This is a genomic window from Ruminococcus sp. RTP21484sp1_RTP21277st1_D2_RTP21277_210401, from assembly GCF_040924225.1.
Classification (GTDB): Bacteria; Bacillota; Clostridia; order Lachnospirales; family Lachnospiraceae; genus Blautia_A; species Blautia_A faecis.
The window spans coordinates 1-16,507 of the sequence record NZ_JBCOMJ010000011.1; the positions used below are offsets into that span (position 1 = coordinate 1).

The 16,507-nt window shown below is 44.9% G+C and carries 13 protein-coding genes; 10 read left to right on the forward strand and 3 right to left on the reverse strand.

The window, feature by feature from the left end:
- Nucleotides 1-110 precede the first annotated feature (110 nt).
- Nucleotides 111-941, reverse strand: coding sequence for a helix-turn-helix domain-containing protein (locus AB5706_RS09025; RefSeq protein WP_173771558.1), 831 nt, complete (start codon nt 939-941; stop codon nt 111-113).
- A gap of 249 nt (nt 942-1,190) precedes the next feature.
- Here AB5706_RS09025 and dapF point away from each other — a divergent pair, with 249 nt between their 5' ends.
- The 6 genes from dapF to AB5706_RS09055 all read left to right on the forward strand — a co-directional run bounded on the left by dapF (nt 1,191) and on the right by AB5706_RS09055 (nt 10,721).
- On the forward strand, nt 1,191-2,039 hold the full coding sequence (dapF, locus tag AB5706_RS09030; RefSeq protein ID WP_173735272.1) for a diaminopimelate epimerase: 849 nt from the start codon (nt 1,191-1,193) through the stop codon (nt 2,037-2,039).
- Nucleotides 2,040-2,561: 522 nt separating this feature from the next.
- Entirely contained in the window at nt 2,562-5,951 is a 3,390-nt protein-coding gene (locus AB5706_RS09035) for a penicillin-binding Tp47 domain C-containing protein (RefSeq protein ID WP_368365995.1), read from the forward strand.
- A gap of 135 nt (nt 5,952-6,086) precedes the next feature.
- The gene (locus AB5706_RS09040; RefSeq protein WP_368365996.1) at nt 6,087-8,048 is read left to right on the forward strand and encodes an FMN-binding protein; all 1,962 of its coding nucleotides are present in this window, start codon (nt 6,087-6,089) and stop codon (nt 8,046-8,048) included.
- Between the two features lie 3 nt (nt 8,049-8,051).
- Nucleotides 8,052-8,687, forward strand: coding sequence for an FMN-binding protein (locus tag AB5706_RS09045; protein ID WP_368365997.1), 636 nt, complete (start codon nt 8,052-8,054; stop codon nt 8,685-8,687).
- Nucleotides 8,684-9,472, forward strand: a complete 789-nt coding sequence (locus tag AB5706_RS09050) for a 4Fe-4S binding protein (RefSeq protein ID WP_173771554.1) — start codon at nt 8,684-8,686, stop codon at nt 9,470-9,472. Before AB5706_RS09045 ends, AB5706_RS09050 begins: the two co-directional genes overlap by 4 nt.
- Before the next feature lie 193 nt (nt 9,473-9,665).
- Nucleotides 9,666-10,721, forward strand: coding sequence for an FAD:protein FMN transferase (locus AB5706_RS09055; RefSeq protein WP_368365998.1), 1,056 nt, complete (start codon nt 9,666-9,668; stop codon nt 10,719-10,721).
- A 297-nt stretch (nt 10,722-11,018) separates the two neighbouring features.
- Here AB5706_RS09055 and AB5706_RS09060 read toward each other — a convergent pair whose 3' ends face one another.
- The gene (locus tag AB5706_RS09060; protein WP_148461028.1) at nt 11,019-11,504 is read right to left on the reverse strand and encodes a Gx transporter family protein; all 486 of its coding nucleotides are present in this window, start codon (nt 11,502-11,504) and stop codon (nt 11,019-11,021) included.
- Nucleotides 11,505-11,507: 3 nt separating this feature from the next.
- The gene (locus tag AB5706_RS09065) at nt 11,508-11,876 is read right to left on the reverse strand and encodes a NusG domain II-containing protein (protein ID WP_226815079.1); all 369 of its coding nucleotides are present in this window, start codon (nt 11,874-11,876) and stop codon (nt 11,508-11,510) included.
- Between the two features lie 383 nt (nt 11,877-12,259).
- Here AB5706_RS09065 and prfB point away from each other — a divergent pair.
- From prfB to AB5706_RS09085, 4 genes are all read left to right on the forward strand, one after another.
- A protein-coding gene (gene prfB / locus AB5706_RS09070; protein WP_148461030.1) for a peptide chain release factor 2 occupies nt 12,260-13,388 on the forward strand; the annotation gives its coding sequence in 2 pieces (ribosomal slippage) (nt 12,260-12,334 and nt 12,336-13,388; 1,128 coding nt in all).
- A 123-nt stretch (nt 13,389-13,511) separates the two neighbouring features.
- Nucleotides 13,512-13,964, forward strand: coding sequence for an ACT domain-containing protein (locus AB5706_RS09075; RefSeq protein ID WP_173735268.1), 453 nt, complete (start codon nt 13,512-13,514; stop codon nt 13,962-13,964).
- Between the two features lie 7 nt (nt 13,965-13,971).
- Nucleotides 13,972-15,189: a homoserine dehydrogenase gene (locus AB5706_RS09080; protein WP_173735267.1), complete on the forward strand. Its 1,218-nt coding sequence runs from the start codon at nt 13,972-13,974 to the stop codon at nt 15,187-15,189.
- A gap of 97 nt (nt 15,190-15,286) precedes the next feature.
- The gene (locus AB5706_RS09085; protein WP_118580501.1) at nt 15,287-16,495 is read left to right on the forward strand and encodes an aspartate kinase; all 1,209 of its coding nucleotides are present in this window, start codon (nt 15,287-15,289) and stop codon (nt 16,493-16,495) included.
- Nucleotides 16,496-16,507 lie beyond the last annotated feature (12 nt).

The window sequence follows — 16,507 nt, forward strand, 5'->3', positions numbered from 1 at the left end:
CATTAGTCGCAGTTAGCGATTAGTTCATCGGAGCGTTGCGCCGGCGAGTGAGTAATACACATTGTCCAAATGCGTCCGCATTGAAGAACTTTTAATCAACTAAATAGCAATTATATTGTCTGGCTCGGCGCGGTGCCAAATTGTTTTTTATAGGCCCGGGAGAAGGTGGTATAGTCGGAGAAGCCGCTTAACTGGGCGGCCTTCAGGATGGGGGTGCCTTCGGAAATTTTTGTGCGGGCGAGAAGAAGGCGCTTGCTAATGATGTAGTTGTGGATGGTGTAACCGGTTTCCTCCTTGAATTTCCGCATCATGTGATACTTGCTCAGGTAGTATTTCCGCGCAAGGGTTTCAATGGAAAGATCTTCCGTAAGGTTGTGGTTAATATAACGGAGAAGCTCTTCTATCTGGGAATCACTGCTGTAGGAGCGAGCGTCGTAAATGTACTGCTTTTCCAGAAAAATGCGGTTTACATAAACCATGAACTGGGTAAAAAGAGCTGAGCCAAGAAGCTCGCTTCCAAATTTTTTGTCTTTCAGGGCAGCTTCCAGTTCGTAGAGAAGCTGCTTTAATTTTTCCTGAGTGTCAGAGTCCAGACGGATTAGATTGTAACTCCGGTCAATCGCCTTCTGAAAACAGCGGAGCAGTTCTGTGGATTTGATGTCGTTGCGGATCCATAGTACAAAACGTTCGTATGGAACCGAAAAATCAATTTCAGGTTTGTGGATGGCGTGACGGTTCACGAGGAGAATGTCCCAGGGCTTCAGGTAGTAGGACTTTCCCTCAATGTGGTAGGCTGCCTTTCCGGAAAGAAAGATGATCACCTTGTGAAAATCATGATAATGGTAGGAAAATTCCCGCTTGGTTTGGTCCTTGATGTGAAAAAGCCGGAAATCCTGCTCCAGATAGCCGGTTTTTTCAGTTGGCTCATTGAAAGAATTCATATGTTATGGCTCCTGTTTTAACTATAGTGTGTATGGAACCGCAAACTTTGTTTGCAGCTACGTTTGCGTAGCGTCATAATTCAATTCTGCGCTTGAAATATGACTTTATTATAAATGAAATACCGCATTTTTTGCAATATATTTCGCAAGTTATTCTATGTACATGGGAAAAATAAACGCTATACTGGATATAAGATGTGATTTGAGAAAAAAGATCACGGGCGTTTCGTCAGAAAGGAATTGAAAACAATGAGAGACAGCATTATCATGACAAAATATCAGGGCTTTGGAAATGATTATCTGGTACTGGATGCGAAGAAAAACCAGCTTCAGCTGCAGGGCAAAAAAGTTGCGCTTCTTTGCCAGCGGGGGTTCGGACTTGGAGCGGATGGTGTGCTTTACGGACCAGTTGACATTAACGGAAAAATGGGAATGCATATTTTTAATTCCGATGGAAGTGAAGCTGCAATCAGTGGAAACGGTGTCTGTATTTTTGCAAAATATCTTATGGACAATGAGTATGTTACAGAGAAAAAATTTGCCATTGAGACTTTATCCGGAACAATCGAAGTAGAGTGTCTGAATGCCAGAGCGACAGAGTTCCGCGTAAATATGGGCAAAGCCTCTTTCCTTTCCAGAGAGATTCCGGTAACTGGCGAGGTGCGTGAGGTGATCGATGAGCCATTTACATTTAACAAGAAAGAATACAAGGCAACTTGTCTCACAGTAGGAAATCCACACTGCATTATTTTCATGGATCAGGTATCTCAGGAAAAAGTAAGAGAGCTGGGGCCATATGTGGAAAATGCAGATGAGTTCCCGGAAAGAGTGAACCTGCAGATCTGCCGCCAGATTGATAAAGGAAATCTGGATATCGAGATCTGGGAGCGTGGCTCCGGTTACACAAAAGCTTCCGGTACAGGAAGCTGTGCAGCAGCCATTGCAGCCTACCGAAAAGGTCTGATGGAAAACAGAATCAATGTAAACCAGCCAGGTGGTATGATCCAGATCGACATTAAAGAAGATGGAACTATTTTTATGACAGGAACTGTTGGATATATTGCAGAGATGAGCGTGGCTGAAAGCTTTTTCTCATAGAAAGAAAATATGGTGTATGGCGCATCCAAACGGCCGTGTCTGTGTAGCAAAACGGCTGTTCTAAAACGTATTTGTGACCGCCAGAGGGCGCAAAATGCAGATATGGCAGAAAAGATAAATAAAAATGAAATTTAAAGGCTGCCAAAGGGAAATGATACACAGTATAATTTTTGTGCATCGCGTAGGAAGGCGGTGCAGCAGATGAAAAATCAGACAAGTCAATATGGCAGTTACTTAATTTTCGATGTACGAGAATCCAGGTATAGAAGTAAGAAGACTTCCGTGCCTGGATTTTTTTGCTGCAAATGAGTGTGCTGTCTGTAAGCGATGTCATTATATCTGAAGAGAGGAAAGTAATTAAAATATGGAGACAGAATCAGCTTGTCGGTATACGGAAGCCCACTCTTGTTGATAAAAAAAGTGCAATGTCTAAACTAAAAAAAGATAGACATTTCTAACGCGATTCTGTAAAATAAACAAAGGTTAGAAAATACTAATAATAGTTAAATGAGGAGGAAGAGGATGGCTGACAAAAAGTTATTAAGAAAAATTGCTCCGATCATTATGAGTGCAGCTGTAGCGATGACCAGTTCACCAGTTGGAGTAATGGCAGAAGATTTTACTTCTGGTGAAGTGTCTGTTGAGGTTTCTGATGAGACTATATATGATTCTGATGAGATTTCAGACGACTATGACGAATCATCAGAGGCTGACGATTCAGCAGATTTTGGTACAGACACAGAGGATGGTTTTGAATCTGGAGAAGCCGCAGAAGAGGAGTCTGGATTTGAGGACGGCGAAACCGGAGACACAGAAGATGCTTTTTTAGCAGACACTGAGGGCGAAACCAACAATGAAGCGGGAGCTGTGAAAACAGTGGAGGATGGTCAGATCGTACTGATGAACATTCCCTATGAAGCTTTTTACAGATCTGAGTTGAAAAACAATGATGTAAAAGTAGATGCATTTACATCCGCGACGAAAGCAAAAACAAAGATGAGCGGCGTGATGAATGGAAATGCTGCTTATCATACAAGCGCGGAAGGAAATGAACTTGCAGGTGTTACTTTTCCGGTAAAAGTGAATAAAGCTTCTGATTTGGAAAATTTTAAACAGATTACAGACAGCACTACTATAGAGATTACTACGAACATGAAAGGCCAGGTAAGTACTAATACATATACTGGTGCAGCGGCTCTTATTGAACAGCCAAGCTATACTTATTATGTTCCGGCAGAAACTCCTGCATATTACAAGGAAATGAGCGTAGATGAGAACGAAAATATTTCTTTTGGCGCTGTTCAGGGAATGTCCGAACAGAATGTTAGTGTGAATGCTGAATTAAAGCTTAATTCCAAATATGGAGATTATCAGCTTGAGCTGGATGAGACAGCAGTAAAGGCAGTAGTAAATGCATCTAATGGTGATAAGATTTATGGTGTAATCATCAATACAACAGACGGAACCACTTATGCACTCCGTCATCTTGAGAATATCTGGAAAGGAAAAGAACTTGCATGGAGCACCGGCTTTACAACAGAATCTCACGGTTGCCCAATAAGCTCTGACCACTACAAATCCATGATGGGAAAAACTATTTCCAGCGTAACGTACTATACGGATAAGGGGGAAATTAATTTTGATATTCCAGATACTTATGTTCCGGTAAAAACAGGTGTCAGTGCAATCGTTGACAACATCAAGGTAACAGATGCAGAGGTTAAAGTTGAATTATCTGAAGCACTTCCATCTGATTATTCAAAGAAATATGCAGTTGATGATGTGGAAGCAGCGACAACAGAGACAGGAGTAAAGGTTACAAATCTTACACCTGGAACACATACTCTGACAATTTCCGATGCAAATGGAAAATATGCTCCTGTCAGCGCTACTTTTACAGCAACAACAGATACTGTAATGGCTTCCTATGATGAGTATGAAGGAAAACTGGTTGCTGCGGCAGATATTACCGCTGAGCAGTTTGTTGCATTTACCAAAACAGTTTCAAAAGTAAAAATTGGTGACCAAGAGTATGCTGCAAGCGGAAAAGGTGCTGTGAAGATTGTTCAGGAGGATGGAACTCTTGATTATTCTAAAACAGCTGTAAACGATGGAGATACAGTAGTTGTAAGTGCTGCCGGATACCCAGATGTAACATTTGTTTACAACGAAAACGTATATGTATACGCAGGTCTTACATGGGCTGAGTACTGGGCTTCCGAGGATGTATACAATGCAGGCTCCACCGCTTCTTCTGAAGAAAAAGACAGAAGAGGTGAGTCAGACCTTGGAGCATTTGATGCTGTAACAAGAGCAACTGCAAACCATGGCCTTCACAGAGGAAGCTTCCAGGCAATCGCGGTTCTTAATGGAAAAACAGTTTCCCACTGGAGCGCAGACGGAAAAACAGTTTATTATGCCGATGGAACATCAGAAGTATTTAACCGGAACAATGTAACCGGATATACCGTAACTGGACTGAAATATGTACCGGTTGAGATTAAGAGAGCTGACCTTGCTGCTTTTGCAGAAAGCCATGCAATTGTAAAAAATGGCGGACAGCTGATCGGCGGTTATGGCGAGAAAGAACTGAAATCCTATGAAGCCGTTGCAAATGTAACTGCAAATACAAATGGTTTGAAAAAAGCTACAAAAGCTGAAGATGGAAGCTTTGTAATCGGAGCAAGACAGAACGGAACTGAGTCTGGTATCAAAGATGCAGAGCTGAAAGTGGCAGACGGAATTACAGCAACTGTAAAGCCTGGAAATGGTTCCTATGGTGAGTTCCTGAGAGTTGACCTGACTGGAAACTATGGCGATCTTGGTGCACATATGCAGTCTGTTGAGTGGGCATATTATGGAAATGATTCCACTTATACAAACAGACTTGCAAACTATGGAACAAAATTTGCAGCTGATAACTGGATGCATAAAATGATGGGTATCCAGCTTGGCCTTACAGAATCAGGAAGATGCAAGCTTCCGGAAGGAACAGACGGAACTGGTTACTGGATCCTTACTGTTCATGCCCTTGGATACCAGGATTACGTTGTAAAATTCCAGGCAACAGCTGAGAATATTGCGAAACCTGCAGGTGATGCAGATTCCACACCACTGAAAAACATTATCGCAGAAGCAAAAGCCCTGAACGAGGCTGATTATACTCCGGAGAGCTGGGCTGCTGCAAAAGACAGCATTGCAAATGAGCTTGAAGAGTGTGAGGAAATGCTTGCAAATATTAAGAATCAGACAACTTATGGCGTAGAAGAGCAGATCGGACATTTAAGAGAAGCTCTTAACATGCTTGTAAAAGCTCCGTCTCCAACTGCAACGCCGGCACAGCCGACTGCAACACCAGTCCCGGCACAGCCGACCGCAACACCGACCCCGGCACAGCCAACTGTAGCACCTACACAGCCAACTGAAACTCCGGCACCGACTGCAGCACCGGCCAAAGGAATTACAGCAACTGCAAAAGCTTCCACAATTTACACCAAAGGAAAAACCTCCACAACCATTACGGTTGTAAAAAATGATGTAACTGGAAAAGTTAAATTTACATCCAGCAACAAGAAAGTAGCGACTGTTACCTCCAAAGGCGTTGTAAAAGCGAAAAAAGCAGGAAAGACAACCATTACGGTAAAAGTTGGAAACTACACTAAGAAGGTAGTAATCCAGGTTAAGAAACCTTCTCTGAAGCTTGCAAAATCTTCTGCAACAATCAAGAAAGGCAAAACAGTAAAAATCAAAGCAACCGCAACACCATCCGGAAAAGTAACATACAAGTCCAGCAACAAGAAAGTAGCGACTGTTACTGCAAAAGGTGTTGTAAAAGGTAAGAAGAAAGGTACTGCAACCATCACTGTTACAAGTAATGGAGTATCTAAGAAATTCAAAGTAAAAGTAAAATAATGATTACAAAGCTTTTACGATAACAAATAATACTTGTGCAAAAACAAGGCAAAGGAACGGGGGCCGTTTTTAACAGCCCCTGCTTTTGCTTGTAAAAAGAAACTTATTTTGCTACATATTTTAACAGGAGACAGCATGAAAAAACGAGACAGTGATAAGAATCCTTTTGAAAAAAAGAATCTGGTGAAACTTGCTCCAGCAGCAGTGGTTATTGCGGCTGTGGCTGCAGCAGGTGCTCAGGCTGGCAGCAGTGGAAAAGAAGTGACTGCTGAAACCAGAGAGGTTGTAAAATCCCAGGATCTGGAATCGCTTCTGAAAACAGCCTATTCCTATGAGGCAGCAGATGACGAGGCAGAAGAGGAGAGTCTGCTGAAAGCAGGCAAGAACACATCATCAGCTTCTTCAAAGAAAAAAACCTCCAAAATTTCAAAGAAAAAAAGTGGTATAAAAAAAGGAAGCTCAAAGACCCTTCCAGTAAAAACGGCTGCATCTTCAGGGGTAGGTCATGGCTCCACCACTACACCAACTACAGAAGTTCCGGAAGGCGGCTATAAAGATGGAACTTACCAGGGAAGCGGAACTGGCTTTGGAGGAACGATTACCGTACAGGTAACTGTATCAGGTGGGAAAATCACAGCTGTTGATATATTGAGTGCCTCTGGAGAAACAGGCTCTTATTTTGCCTCTGCACAGGGCGTTGTAAGTAAGGTTTTATCAAGCCAGTCCCCGAATGTGGATGCAGTCAGCGGTGCAACTTATTCCTCAAACGGGATTATCCAGGCAGTACAGAATGCCCTTTCACAGGCAGGAAACAGTGATTCTGCCACACCGGCTGCCACACCAACTCCAACGCCAAAACCTGCAAAGAAACCGAAGAAAGATACTTCTGTCAGCTATAAAGATGGCGTATATGAGGGACAGGCAGAAGGCTTTGATGGAACCGTAACGGTAAAGGTTACAATAAAAAATGGAAAAATCAAAAAAATAAGCAACACAAATACAGATACACCTGAATTTTTTAATAAAGCATGGAAAACAATCAAGTCCAATGTGATTTCCAGACAGAGTACTTCTGAAATTGATACTGTAAGTGGTGCAACATTTTCTTCCAATGGAATTCTCGGAGCTTTATCCCAGGCTCTTTCAAAGGCTGATCAATCAGGAACTACAGACTCAAAGGAAGAAGATATAACTCCAACACCGACTGCTGTACCTGATGAAACTGTAACACCAATTCCAACGGAGCTTCCACAGCCTACCAAGACTCCGGATAATCCGTCAGATGAGCAGCCGGTTGTAAATCTTTTGAAAGATGGCACCTATACAGGGTCTGCAATGGGATATTCCGGACAGGTCAACATAACACTGACAATTAAAGATGGAAAAATTACGGAAGTAACCAATACAAACTCAGATACCCGAAGCTTTTTCAATAAGGCATGGAGATCCATACAGCCTAAAATACTGGAAAAGCAGAGTACAGAAGGAATTGACACTGTAAGTGGTGCAACATTTTCTTCTATGGGAATTCTGGATGCGTCCAAAATAGCATTGGAGCAGGCAAAAAATACAGAGGTACAGCCTTCAGTAACGCCAGAGCCCACTGAGGCGCCGGATTCCACCGAGAAGCCAGAACCCACAAATACGCCAAAGCCGACTTCTGTTCCGGAACCAACGACTGCACCGGAGCCTACAGCTGTACCAGAGCCTACTGAAACGCCAGCGCCAACTTCTGCACCGGAACCGACGGATACACCGGAGAATTCTGTGACGCCGGAACCGACAGCTACGCCAGAACCCACGCCTGTGCCTGCTGGTGCATATACAGATGGAACCTACACTGGCATTGGAGAAGGCAATGACGGACCAGACAGTGTACAGGTTACCGTAACAATATCCGGAGGACAGATTGTGGGAGCAACTTATTTTTCCTATGATGATGAAGAATATGCAGATACAGCCTGGGAGGGAATTCTTGGACAGGTTATGGGAAAGCAGTCCGCAGACAGTGTAGATACAGTATCTGGATGCACATATTCCTCCCAGGGATTTATTCAGGCATTTAGAAATGCATTAAATCAGGCAAAAGGAGCATAACCCATGAAATACCAGAGTTTTATTATGAGAGTTTTATGTCTGCTTCTGATCGTTGGTGTCGTTCTTGGCTACAACTCCATGCAGAAAAAAGATAGTGATACCGAAAAAGACCAGCAGATCGCCAGTCTGACAACCAGAGTGGAGGCCTTGGAAAAACAGCAGGATGAGATATTAAGTGCCCTTGAAGAGGCTGCAAAAGCGCAGGAAGAGGCGAAGAAAAAGGCAGAAGAGGAAGCGAAGAATCAGAAAGCCCAGACGGAAGAAGCGGCTTCCGGGGATGCTTCCGAGGACGCGAAAAAAGATGACAAGAATACAGATGAGACAGAGGCTGAGGACGCTTCTTCTGAGGAAGAAAGTGAAGATATTGTCTACAAAAACGGAACCTACACAGGAGACGGCCAGGGCTTTGGCGGCAACATCCAGGTTCAGGTTACACTTGAAAATGATACGATTACAGACATTCAGGTGGTAAGTGCACCAGGCGAAGACTCTGCATACCTTTCCCAGGGACAGGGCGTGATCAGTACCATTTTGGCTGCCCAGAGTACAGATGTTGACACCATTTCCGGAGCAACCTTCAGTTCCACTGGAATTATCAACGCTGTAAATGATGCACTTGGAAAGGCGGAAAATCAATGAAAAAGAGACAGAGAAAAATCCGGCTGATCCGTGCCGGCATCCAGCTTCTGTTTTTCATTTTTGCTCCGGCACTTTTTTCCACAGCATTCGCAGGCGTGAAGTCCGTTTTTCAGGCAATCGCAGCACATCAGGCAATCAGCTGGAATTCCTTTCTGGATGTGACTGCCGTGCTGCTGGTGGTAACCTGCCTGTTCGGACGGCATTTCTGCGGATATGCCTGCGCATTTGGTTCCCTTGGGGATGCATTGTACGAGCTGACTGTGTTTATCCGCCAGAAGGTTTTTCATAAAAAAGGCCGTCACGGATACTCAGAAAAAGCCATCCGCATTTTGCAGAAGGTGAAATATATCTGGCTTCTGGTGCTTCTTGTATCTATCCTTACCGGCTGGTACAGCAAGCTTCAGGGCATGAGCCCCTGGGATGTGTTTTCCATGCTCACCGCTGGCAGACTTCCCGGTGCTGCCTACAAGGTGGGGATTGTGCTGCTGATTCTGCTCATGATCGGAATGTGCACTCAGGAAAGATTTTTCTGCCAGTTCCTCTGCCCAATGGGCGCAATTTTTGCTATAATGCCTATAGCGCCCTCTGCGCTGTTCAACCGTGACAGAGGCACCTGTCCGGCGAAATGTGGAGCCTGCAAAAAGCGCTGTCCTGCTCATCTGGACATTGACGGTGATACCCCTCTCTCAGGAGAATGTATCTGCTGCCACGCCTGCCAGGGAATCTGCCCGAAGAAGAATATCCGGATCGGGATTCCGAAGGCGAAAGATGAGAGCCTTTTTTAAACAAGCGCTGGAAAAAGATGGGCGAAAGCTATTGGAAAATAAGAGAAAATAAAATCAGAAAGAACAGGATATGAGTAAAAAAAGAAGTAAAGTAAGATTTCAGAATGAAGTCGATTTAATTAAGGTACATTATAAAAAGCAGTCCAGAGGTCAATCACTTACCTGCTTGGATATGTTTAATGGGAGAAGGCATTTGAGAAAGAGAAGTGCGGCAGGAATCCTCTGCGGCAGCCTGCTTCTCACTGTCATTTCTGCTACAGTACTGGGAAAAACAACTACAGTTGTTTATGCATCTGACATAGAAAAATACACCAACGCAGATTTCGCAATGGACACGGTAGTTTCCGAAACCCTTTATACCTCAGGCGAGGACATCAACACTCAGATTGGCGAAAAGCTCCGCGAAATGGAAACCACCCTCCTTTCCTGGACAGAGGAAAACTCCCAGATTTCCCAGCTGAACAATGCTGAAGGCAAGACCATGGAAGTCTCTGATGATCTTGCCGCCGACCTTGAGAAAATCCGCCAACTGTCCCAGGATTCCGACGGTGCTTTTGACCCCACCCTTGGAAAGATCATCCGCCTGTGGAACATTGACGGCGAGAATCCTCATGTCCCGGACCAGTCCGAAATTGACACCCTTCTTCCCGAAGTGGGCTACGAGAAAATTCAGGTGGACGGAAACAATGTAACCCTTCTTGATGGCTGTACCCTGGATCTTGGTGCCGTTGGAAAAGGCATGGGCTGTGACCAGATCATGGATTACCTGCAAACCCAGCCAGACGTTTTCGGTATGATTCTGAACCTTGGTGGCAGCAGTGTCATGACCTACGGCGAAAAGCCAGACGGTTCCCCCTGGAAAGTAGCCCTCACCGATCCCCGTGACACCGAAGGTGACTACCTTGGCGCCATCACCCTGGACGCCAACCAGTTCCTTTCCACCTCCGGCGACTACGAAAAATACTTCATAGAAGATGGAATCCGCTACCACCATATCCTGGATCCAAAGACCGGTTACCCCGTCCAGAACGGTCTCACCTCCGTCACCATCGTCTGCGACCAGGGCTACCTGGCCGACGGCCTCTCCACTGCCTGCTTCGTTCTGGGTCTGGACGCCGCGAAACTTCTTTTAGAGAAATATGATGCAGAAGCCGTATTCGTTGATGAAGACAAAAATGTGTATGTGACAAGTGGATTGATGGATAAATTCGAATTAATGAAAGACGGATATATAGTAAACGAATTATAAGTTGTCCATGATAAATTCATAGAAAATGATAACTTATGGAATAGCAAGAAGAGCTCCCGACGATAGTTCAAAACTATCGTCAGGAGCTCTTTTTCAATCAACAGCATTTGGGCTGAATATATTCCTAAGCGGGGCATTCAAGGCGCGCCTTTAATGGAGCGGAGATCCACTGCTTACGAAGACTTAACATCGAAGGCTCTCCTGAGATGTTTAGTCGCAGTTAGCAGTTAGCTCCGCGGAATGTTGCGCCTCCCCGCGTGGAATATATTCAGCCCAGATGCGTACGGTGGTAACATATTACGGAATCCTCTTAAGCACTTCCTTCGTCAGCACTCCAATCAGCAGTCCTGTAATCACTCCCGACACCATCAGCGCCGGAGCATAATAATACAACAGTCCCACCGTATGCGTTGCCGGAATCGCCACCAGCAGCTGACCGATGTTATGGGAAACGCCACCAGCCACACTTACACCCAGCTGCCCGAATCCAATCTTATTTTTCACAAAAACCATCACAATCAAACTAAGGGTCGCCCCCGCCAGGCTATACATAATACTGGAGCCGCTTCCAAACATAAAACCGATAATAAAAATTCTCACAATGGAAACCAGCGCCGCTTCTTTCCACGTATACCTCTCCAGCACAAAAAGCACCGCCAGATTTGCAAGCCCTAGTTTCATTCCCGGAATTCCCGCAAAAAACGGAATCAACGATTCCACATACCCGAAAATAATGGCAATGGCTGCAAACAGCCCAAGATACGCTGTCTTTTTCTGATTCATCACTTACACCACTGCGTCAAATCCACTTTCGGAATCCTGTGAATCTGAATCGCCCTCTCCCTGAATGACTACTCTGTTTGGCAGGCACACAATATATCCGCCTGCACTGCCCACTGCCGGCTGCTTCATGCAAAGATGATCCGGGCAGTCCGCCTCTGTCATCTTTACCTCGCCGTCCTTAATTTCACACACATTGGTATCCCCAATCTGGATCACCTGATCCTCCGCCAGTGAATAAGTCCCATAAAGTTCCCCATCCACCGTAATCTGGATCGACCCATGAGTTCCATGTGGAACCGCATAAACAAAAATACAAAGCACCACTGAAATAACCAATAGTGCACCAATAAATACCGCTTCTTTCTTCTTCAAAAATGATACCTCTTCATTAATAGCTTTAACCAAAATCATCATATCATAGAACCATGTTCCACAAACGAACCATTAGTTTATGATATAAGAAATACAGAGATTTTTCAACCTATTCTAAAATCCATTTTTGAGAAAAAATCGCAACAGAGAGAATGACTGTTATTCACAGAGGAAACGGTAACGGGTGGCTGTTCCTTTCCACACCGCTTTTTATTGTAATTTTCCACGGAATATGCTATTGTATAGTTTGAAAGTCTGTGTGCCGTGCGGATCGCGGGAATGATTTTTCAAACACGTTCCAGGCCGGCGGCATTGTTGGAGAAATGTAACGATTCAGAAAACACTGGACTGTTACACAGAAATATTAGAAAGAAGGTGAAGCTATGGTTGAATTAGACCAGTTCAAGAGCATTCTTGCAACATACACAGAACCATTAGTGGAAGTGAGGGATTCACTTTGACCTGGCTAACAAAGAAAAGCGGGTTGAAGAATTAGAGCGCGAAATGGAAGCGCCTGATTTCTGGGACAATGCAGAAGTATCCCAGAAGAAAATGAAAGAATTAAAGAGCATGAAGGACGACATGGAAACCTATCAGAATCTGGTAACCCAGAAAGAAGATATGGAGACCCTGATCGAGATGAGCTATGAGGAAAATGATCCGTCCATGATCGAAGAAATCCAGGAAATGCTGGATGAGTTCCAGGCACAGTTTGACAGTATCCGCGTGAAGACACTTCTTTCAGGAGAGTATGACGGCGAGAATGCTATTATCAAACTGAACGCAGGAGCTGGTGGAACAGAAGCCTGCGACTGGTGCAGTATGCTGTATCGTATGTATACACGCTGGGCTGAACGCAAGGGCTTTTCAATTGAAGTTCTGGACTATCTGGACGGCGATGAAGCTGGTATCAAATCTGTTACGTTCCAGGTAAACGGAGAGAACGCATACGGACTTCTGAAGTCTGAGAAAGGTGTTCACCGTCTGGTACGTATTTCCCCGTTCAATGCGGCTGGAAAGCGCCAGACCTCTTTCGTATCCTGCGATGTAATGCCGGATATTGAGAAAGATCTGGACGTAGAGGTCAATGATGAGGACATCCGTATTGATACCTACCGAAGCAGTGGTGCCGGCGGACAGCATATCAACAAGACCTCATCCGCTATCCGTATCACTCATTTCCCAACAGGAATCGTGGTACAGTGTCAGAATGAGCGTTCCCAGCATATGAATAAAGATAAGGCTATGCAGATGCTGAAAGCGAAGTTATATCTTCTGAAACAGCAGGAAGCAGAAGCCAAGCTTTCCGGAATCCGAGGCGAAGTAACGGATATCGGCTGGGGCAACCAGATCCGTTCCTACGTTATGCAGCCATATACCATGGTCAAAGATCACCGTACCAATGAAGAAACCGGAAATGTAGATGCAGTTATGGATGGTGCCATTGATATCTTTATTAATGCATATCTGAAATGGATCGCACTTGCGAAGAGACCTGCAGAGCAGCAGTAAAAGCATGCTGCTGTTCACGAAGTAACGGTAACAGGGCAATGCCAGTTTCCGGATTATGTCTGGATACAGCGGCTGTAATGGCAGAGATTTGCAGGGCGCAGTGAAAGTGGAAGGAAATGCAGGATGCCAAAGACAACAGATAAGAATAAATATTTTGTAGTAAAAGAGCGGGCTGTGCCGGAAGTGCTTCTGAATGTAGTTGCAGCGAAGAAGCTTCTGGAATCAAAGCGGGCAGTTACAGTTCAGGAAGCTGCAGACGCTGTGGGAATCAGCCGAAGCTCTTTCTATAAATATAAAGATGATATTTTTCCCTTCCACGAGGAAGCCAAGGGAAAGACCATCACTTTTATTATACAGATGGATGATGAGCCGGGAATTTTATCCAATGTTCTTCGGGCTATTGCGGAAAATCATGGCAATATTCTGACTATACATCAGAGTATTCCCATCAGTGGTATTGCCACTCTTACCTTAAGTGTGCAGATCCTTCAGGGAGAAGGGGATGCAGAGGCAATGGTGGATGACATTGAACAGATGGAAGGAATCCATTATTTAAAAATTTTAGGCAGGGAGTAACGGACAGATGATAAATATTGCAGTGTTAGGATATGGCACAGTTGGAAGTGGTGTAGTAGAAGTCATCCGCACCAATCATGAATTGATTAACAAAAGAGCCGGGGAAGAGATTAAGATCAAATATGTACTGGATCTTCGTGAGTTCCCGGGAGATCCGGTAGAAGAGATTCTTGTTCATGATTTTGAGCAGATCGTAAATGATCCGGAAGTTAAAATTGTAGTAGAAGTAATGGGAGGAACCGGTGCTGCCTATACTTTTACAAAAAGAGCACTTGAAGCCGGCAAGAGTGTGTGCACCTCAAATAAAGCTCTGGTTGCCAAATACGGTCCTGAGCTTATGGAAATTGCAAAAGAGAAAAAGATCAACTTCCTTTTCGAGGCAAGCTGCGGCGGTGGAATCCCGATCATTCGTGCCATCAACGGTTCTCTTACCGCAGATGAGATCGATGAGGTCAGCGGAATTCTGAACGGAACTACCAACTATATGCTGGATAAGATGATCACAGAAGGTGCTGATTTCAATACTGTTCTGAAAGAGGCTCAGGAAAAAGGCTACGCAGAGGCTGATCCTACCGCTGACGTGGAAGGACAGGACGCATGCCGTAAGATTGCCATTCTTTCCTCTCTGGCATATGGAAAATTCCTGAATTTTGAAAATGTTTATACAGAAGGAATTACAAAGATCACACCAGAGGATATGGAATACGCAAGAGAAATGGGCAGAAGCATCAAGCTTCTTGGCACAAGCAAGAAATTGGGAGACGATTCCTTCTACGCACTTGTAGCACCTTTCCTTGTTGGACAGGATAATCCTCTTTATGGCGTAAAAGGTGTGTTCAACAGTATTTTTGTACATGGAAATATGCTTGGCGATGCCATGTTCTATGGAAGCGGAGCTGGCAAGCTTCCTACTGCCAGTGCAGTTGCAGCAGACGTTGTGGAGGCTGCAAAGCATCTTCATGACACCATTCCGAATAACTGGAGCAATGAAGAGATGACCCTGATGGAGCCGGATTCTGTAGAAGGCCGTTTCTTTGTCCGTGTGAAGGATACTTCCCTGGATGAGGTGGATAAGGCTTTTGGTAAGGTTGAGGCTGTGATCGAGCCGGATTCCCTTCCGGAAGAATTTGGTTTTATTACCAGACTTATGACACAGGGCGAGTACAAAGCGCGTGTGAAAGCGCTTGGAGAGAATGTTCTGGGCATGATCCGCGTGAAAGACTGATAACATGAAACCGCAGTTATTCAGGTAATGGGCAGCTGCGTGAAACTGTCTGTATGCGCAGATAAAAAATAAAACTGACAGCGTGAAAGGAAAAACTATGCTGATAGTTAAGAAATTCGGCGGTACTTCCGTTGGGGACAAACAGAGAATGTATAATGTTGCCAACCGTTGTATCGAGGAATATAAAAAAGGAAATGACGTGGTGGTGGTTTTGTCCGCCATGGGAAAATATACAGATGAGCTGATCCGTATGGCTCATGATATGGACGACAAGCCTCCGAAGCGTGAGATGGATATGCTCCTTACCATCGGTGAGCAGATGTCCGTATCTCTGATGGCCATGGTAATGCACAAGCTGGGCGTTCCGGCGGTTTCCCTGAATGCTTTTCAGGTGACCATGCATACCACAAGCAGCCATCAGAATGCAAGATTGAAAAGAATTGACACAGAGCGTATCCGCCGTGAGCTGGATGCCCGCAGGATTGTCATCGTTACCGGATTCCAGGGAGTGGATAAGTATGATGATTATACCACCCTGGGACGAGGCGGTTCTGATACCACTGCCGTGGCACTGGCAGCAGCGCTTCATGCAGACGCCTGCGAGATTTATACAGATGTGGACGGCGTTTATACAGCCGACCCACGTAAGGTTCCAAATGCCAGAAAGCTGAAAGAGATCACATACGATGAGATGCTGGATCTGGCAACATCAGGAGCGGGTGTACTTCACAACCGTTCTGTGGAAATGGCGAAGAAATACGGAGTGCCCCTTGTGGTCCGCTCCAGCCTGAATAACAGTGAAGGAACGGTAGTTAAGGAGGTAGTTAGCGTGGAAAGAATGCTGATCAGCGGTGTTGCGCTGGATACAGACGCTGTGAGGATCGCAGTACTGGGACTTCGTGATGTGCCTGGTGTTGCATTTAAGGTATTTGATACCCTTGCAAAGAAAAATATTAATGTAGATGTTATCCTGCAGTCTATCGGACGTGCAGGAACAAAGGACATTTCTTTTACCGTAAATAAGGATGATCTGGATGATGCAGTTGCCACTCTGGAGGAGAGCCAGGAGCGCCTTGGCTTCAAGGAGCTTCACTCTGAGCGCAATATCGCCAAGCTTTCCATTGTTGGCTCCGGTATGCTCAGCAATCCTGGCGTGGCTGCCAAGATGTTTGAGAGCCTTTACAATGAAGGCGTAAACATTAATATGATCTCCACATCTGAAATCCGTATTACCGTCCTTATCAACGAAAAAGACGGAATCCGGGCTATGAATGCAGTACACGATGCTTTCGGCCTTGCCGACTGATCAAATATACAT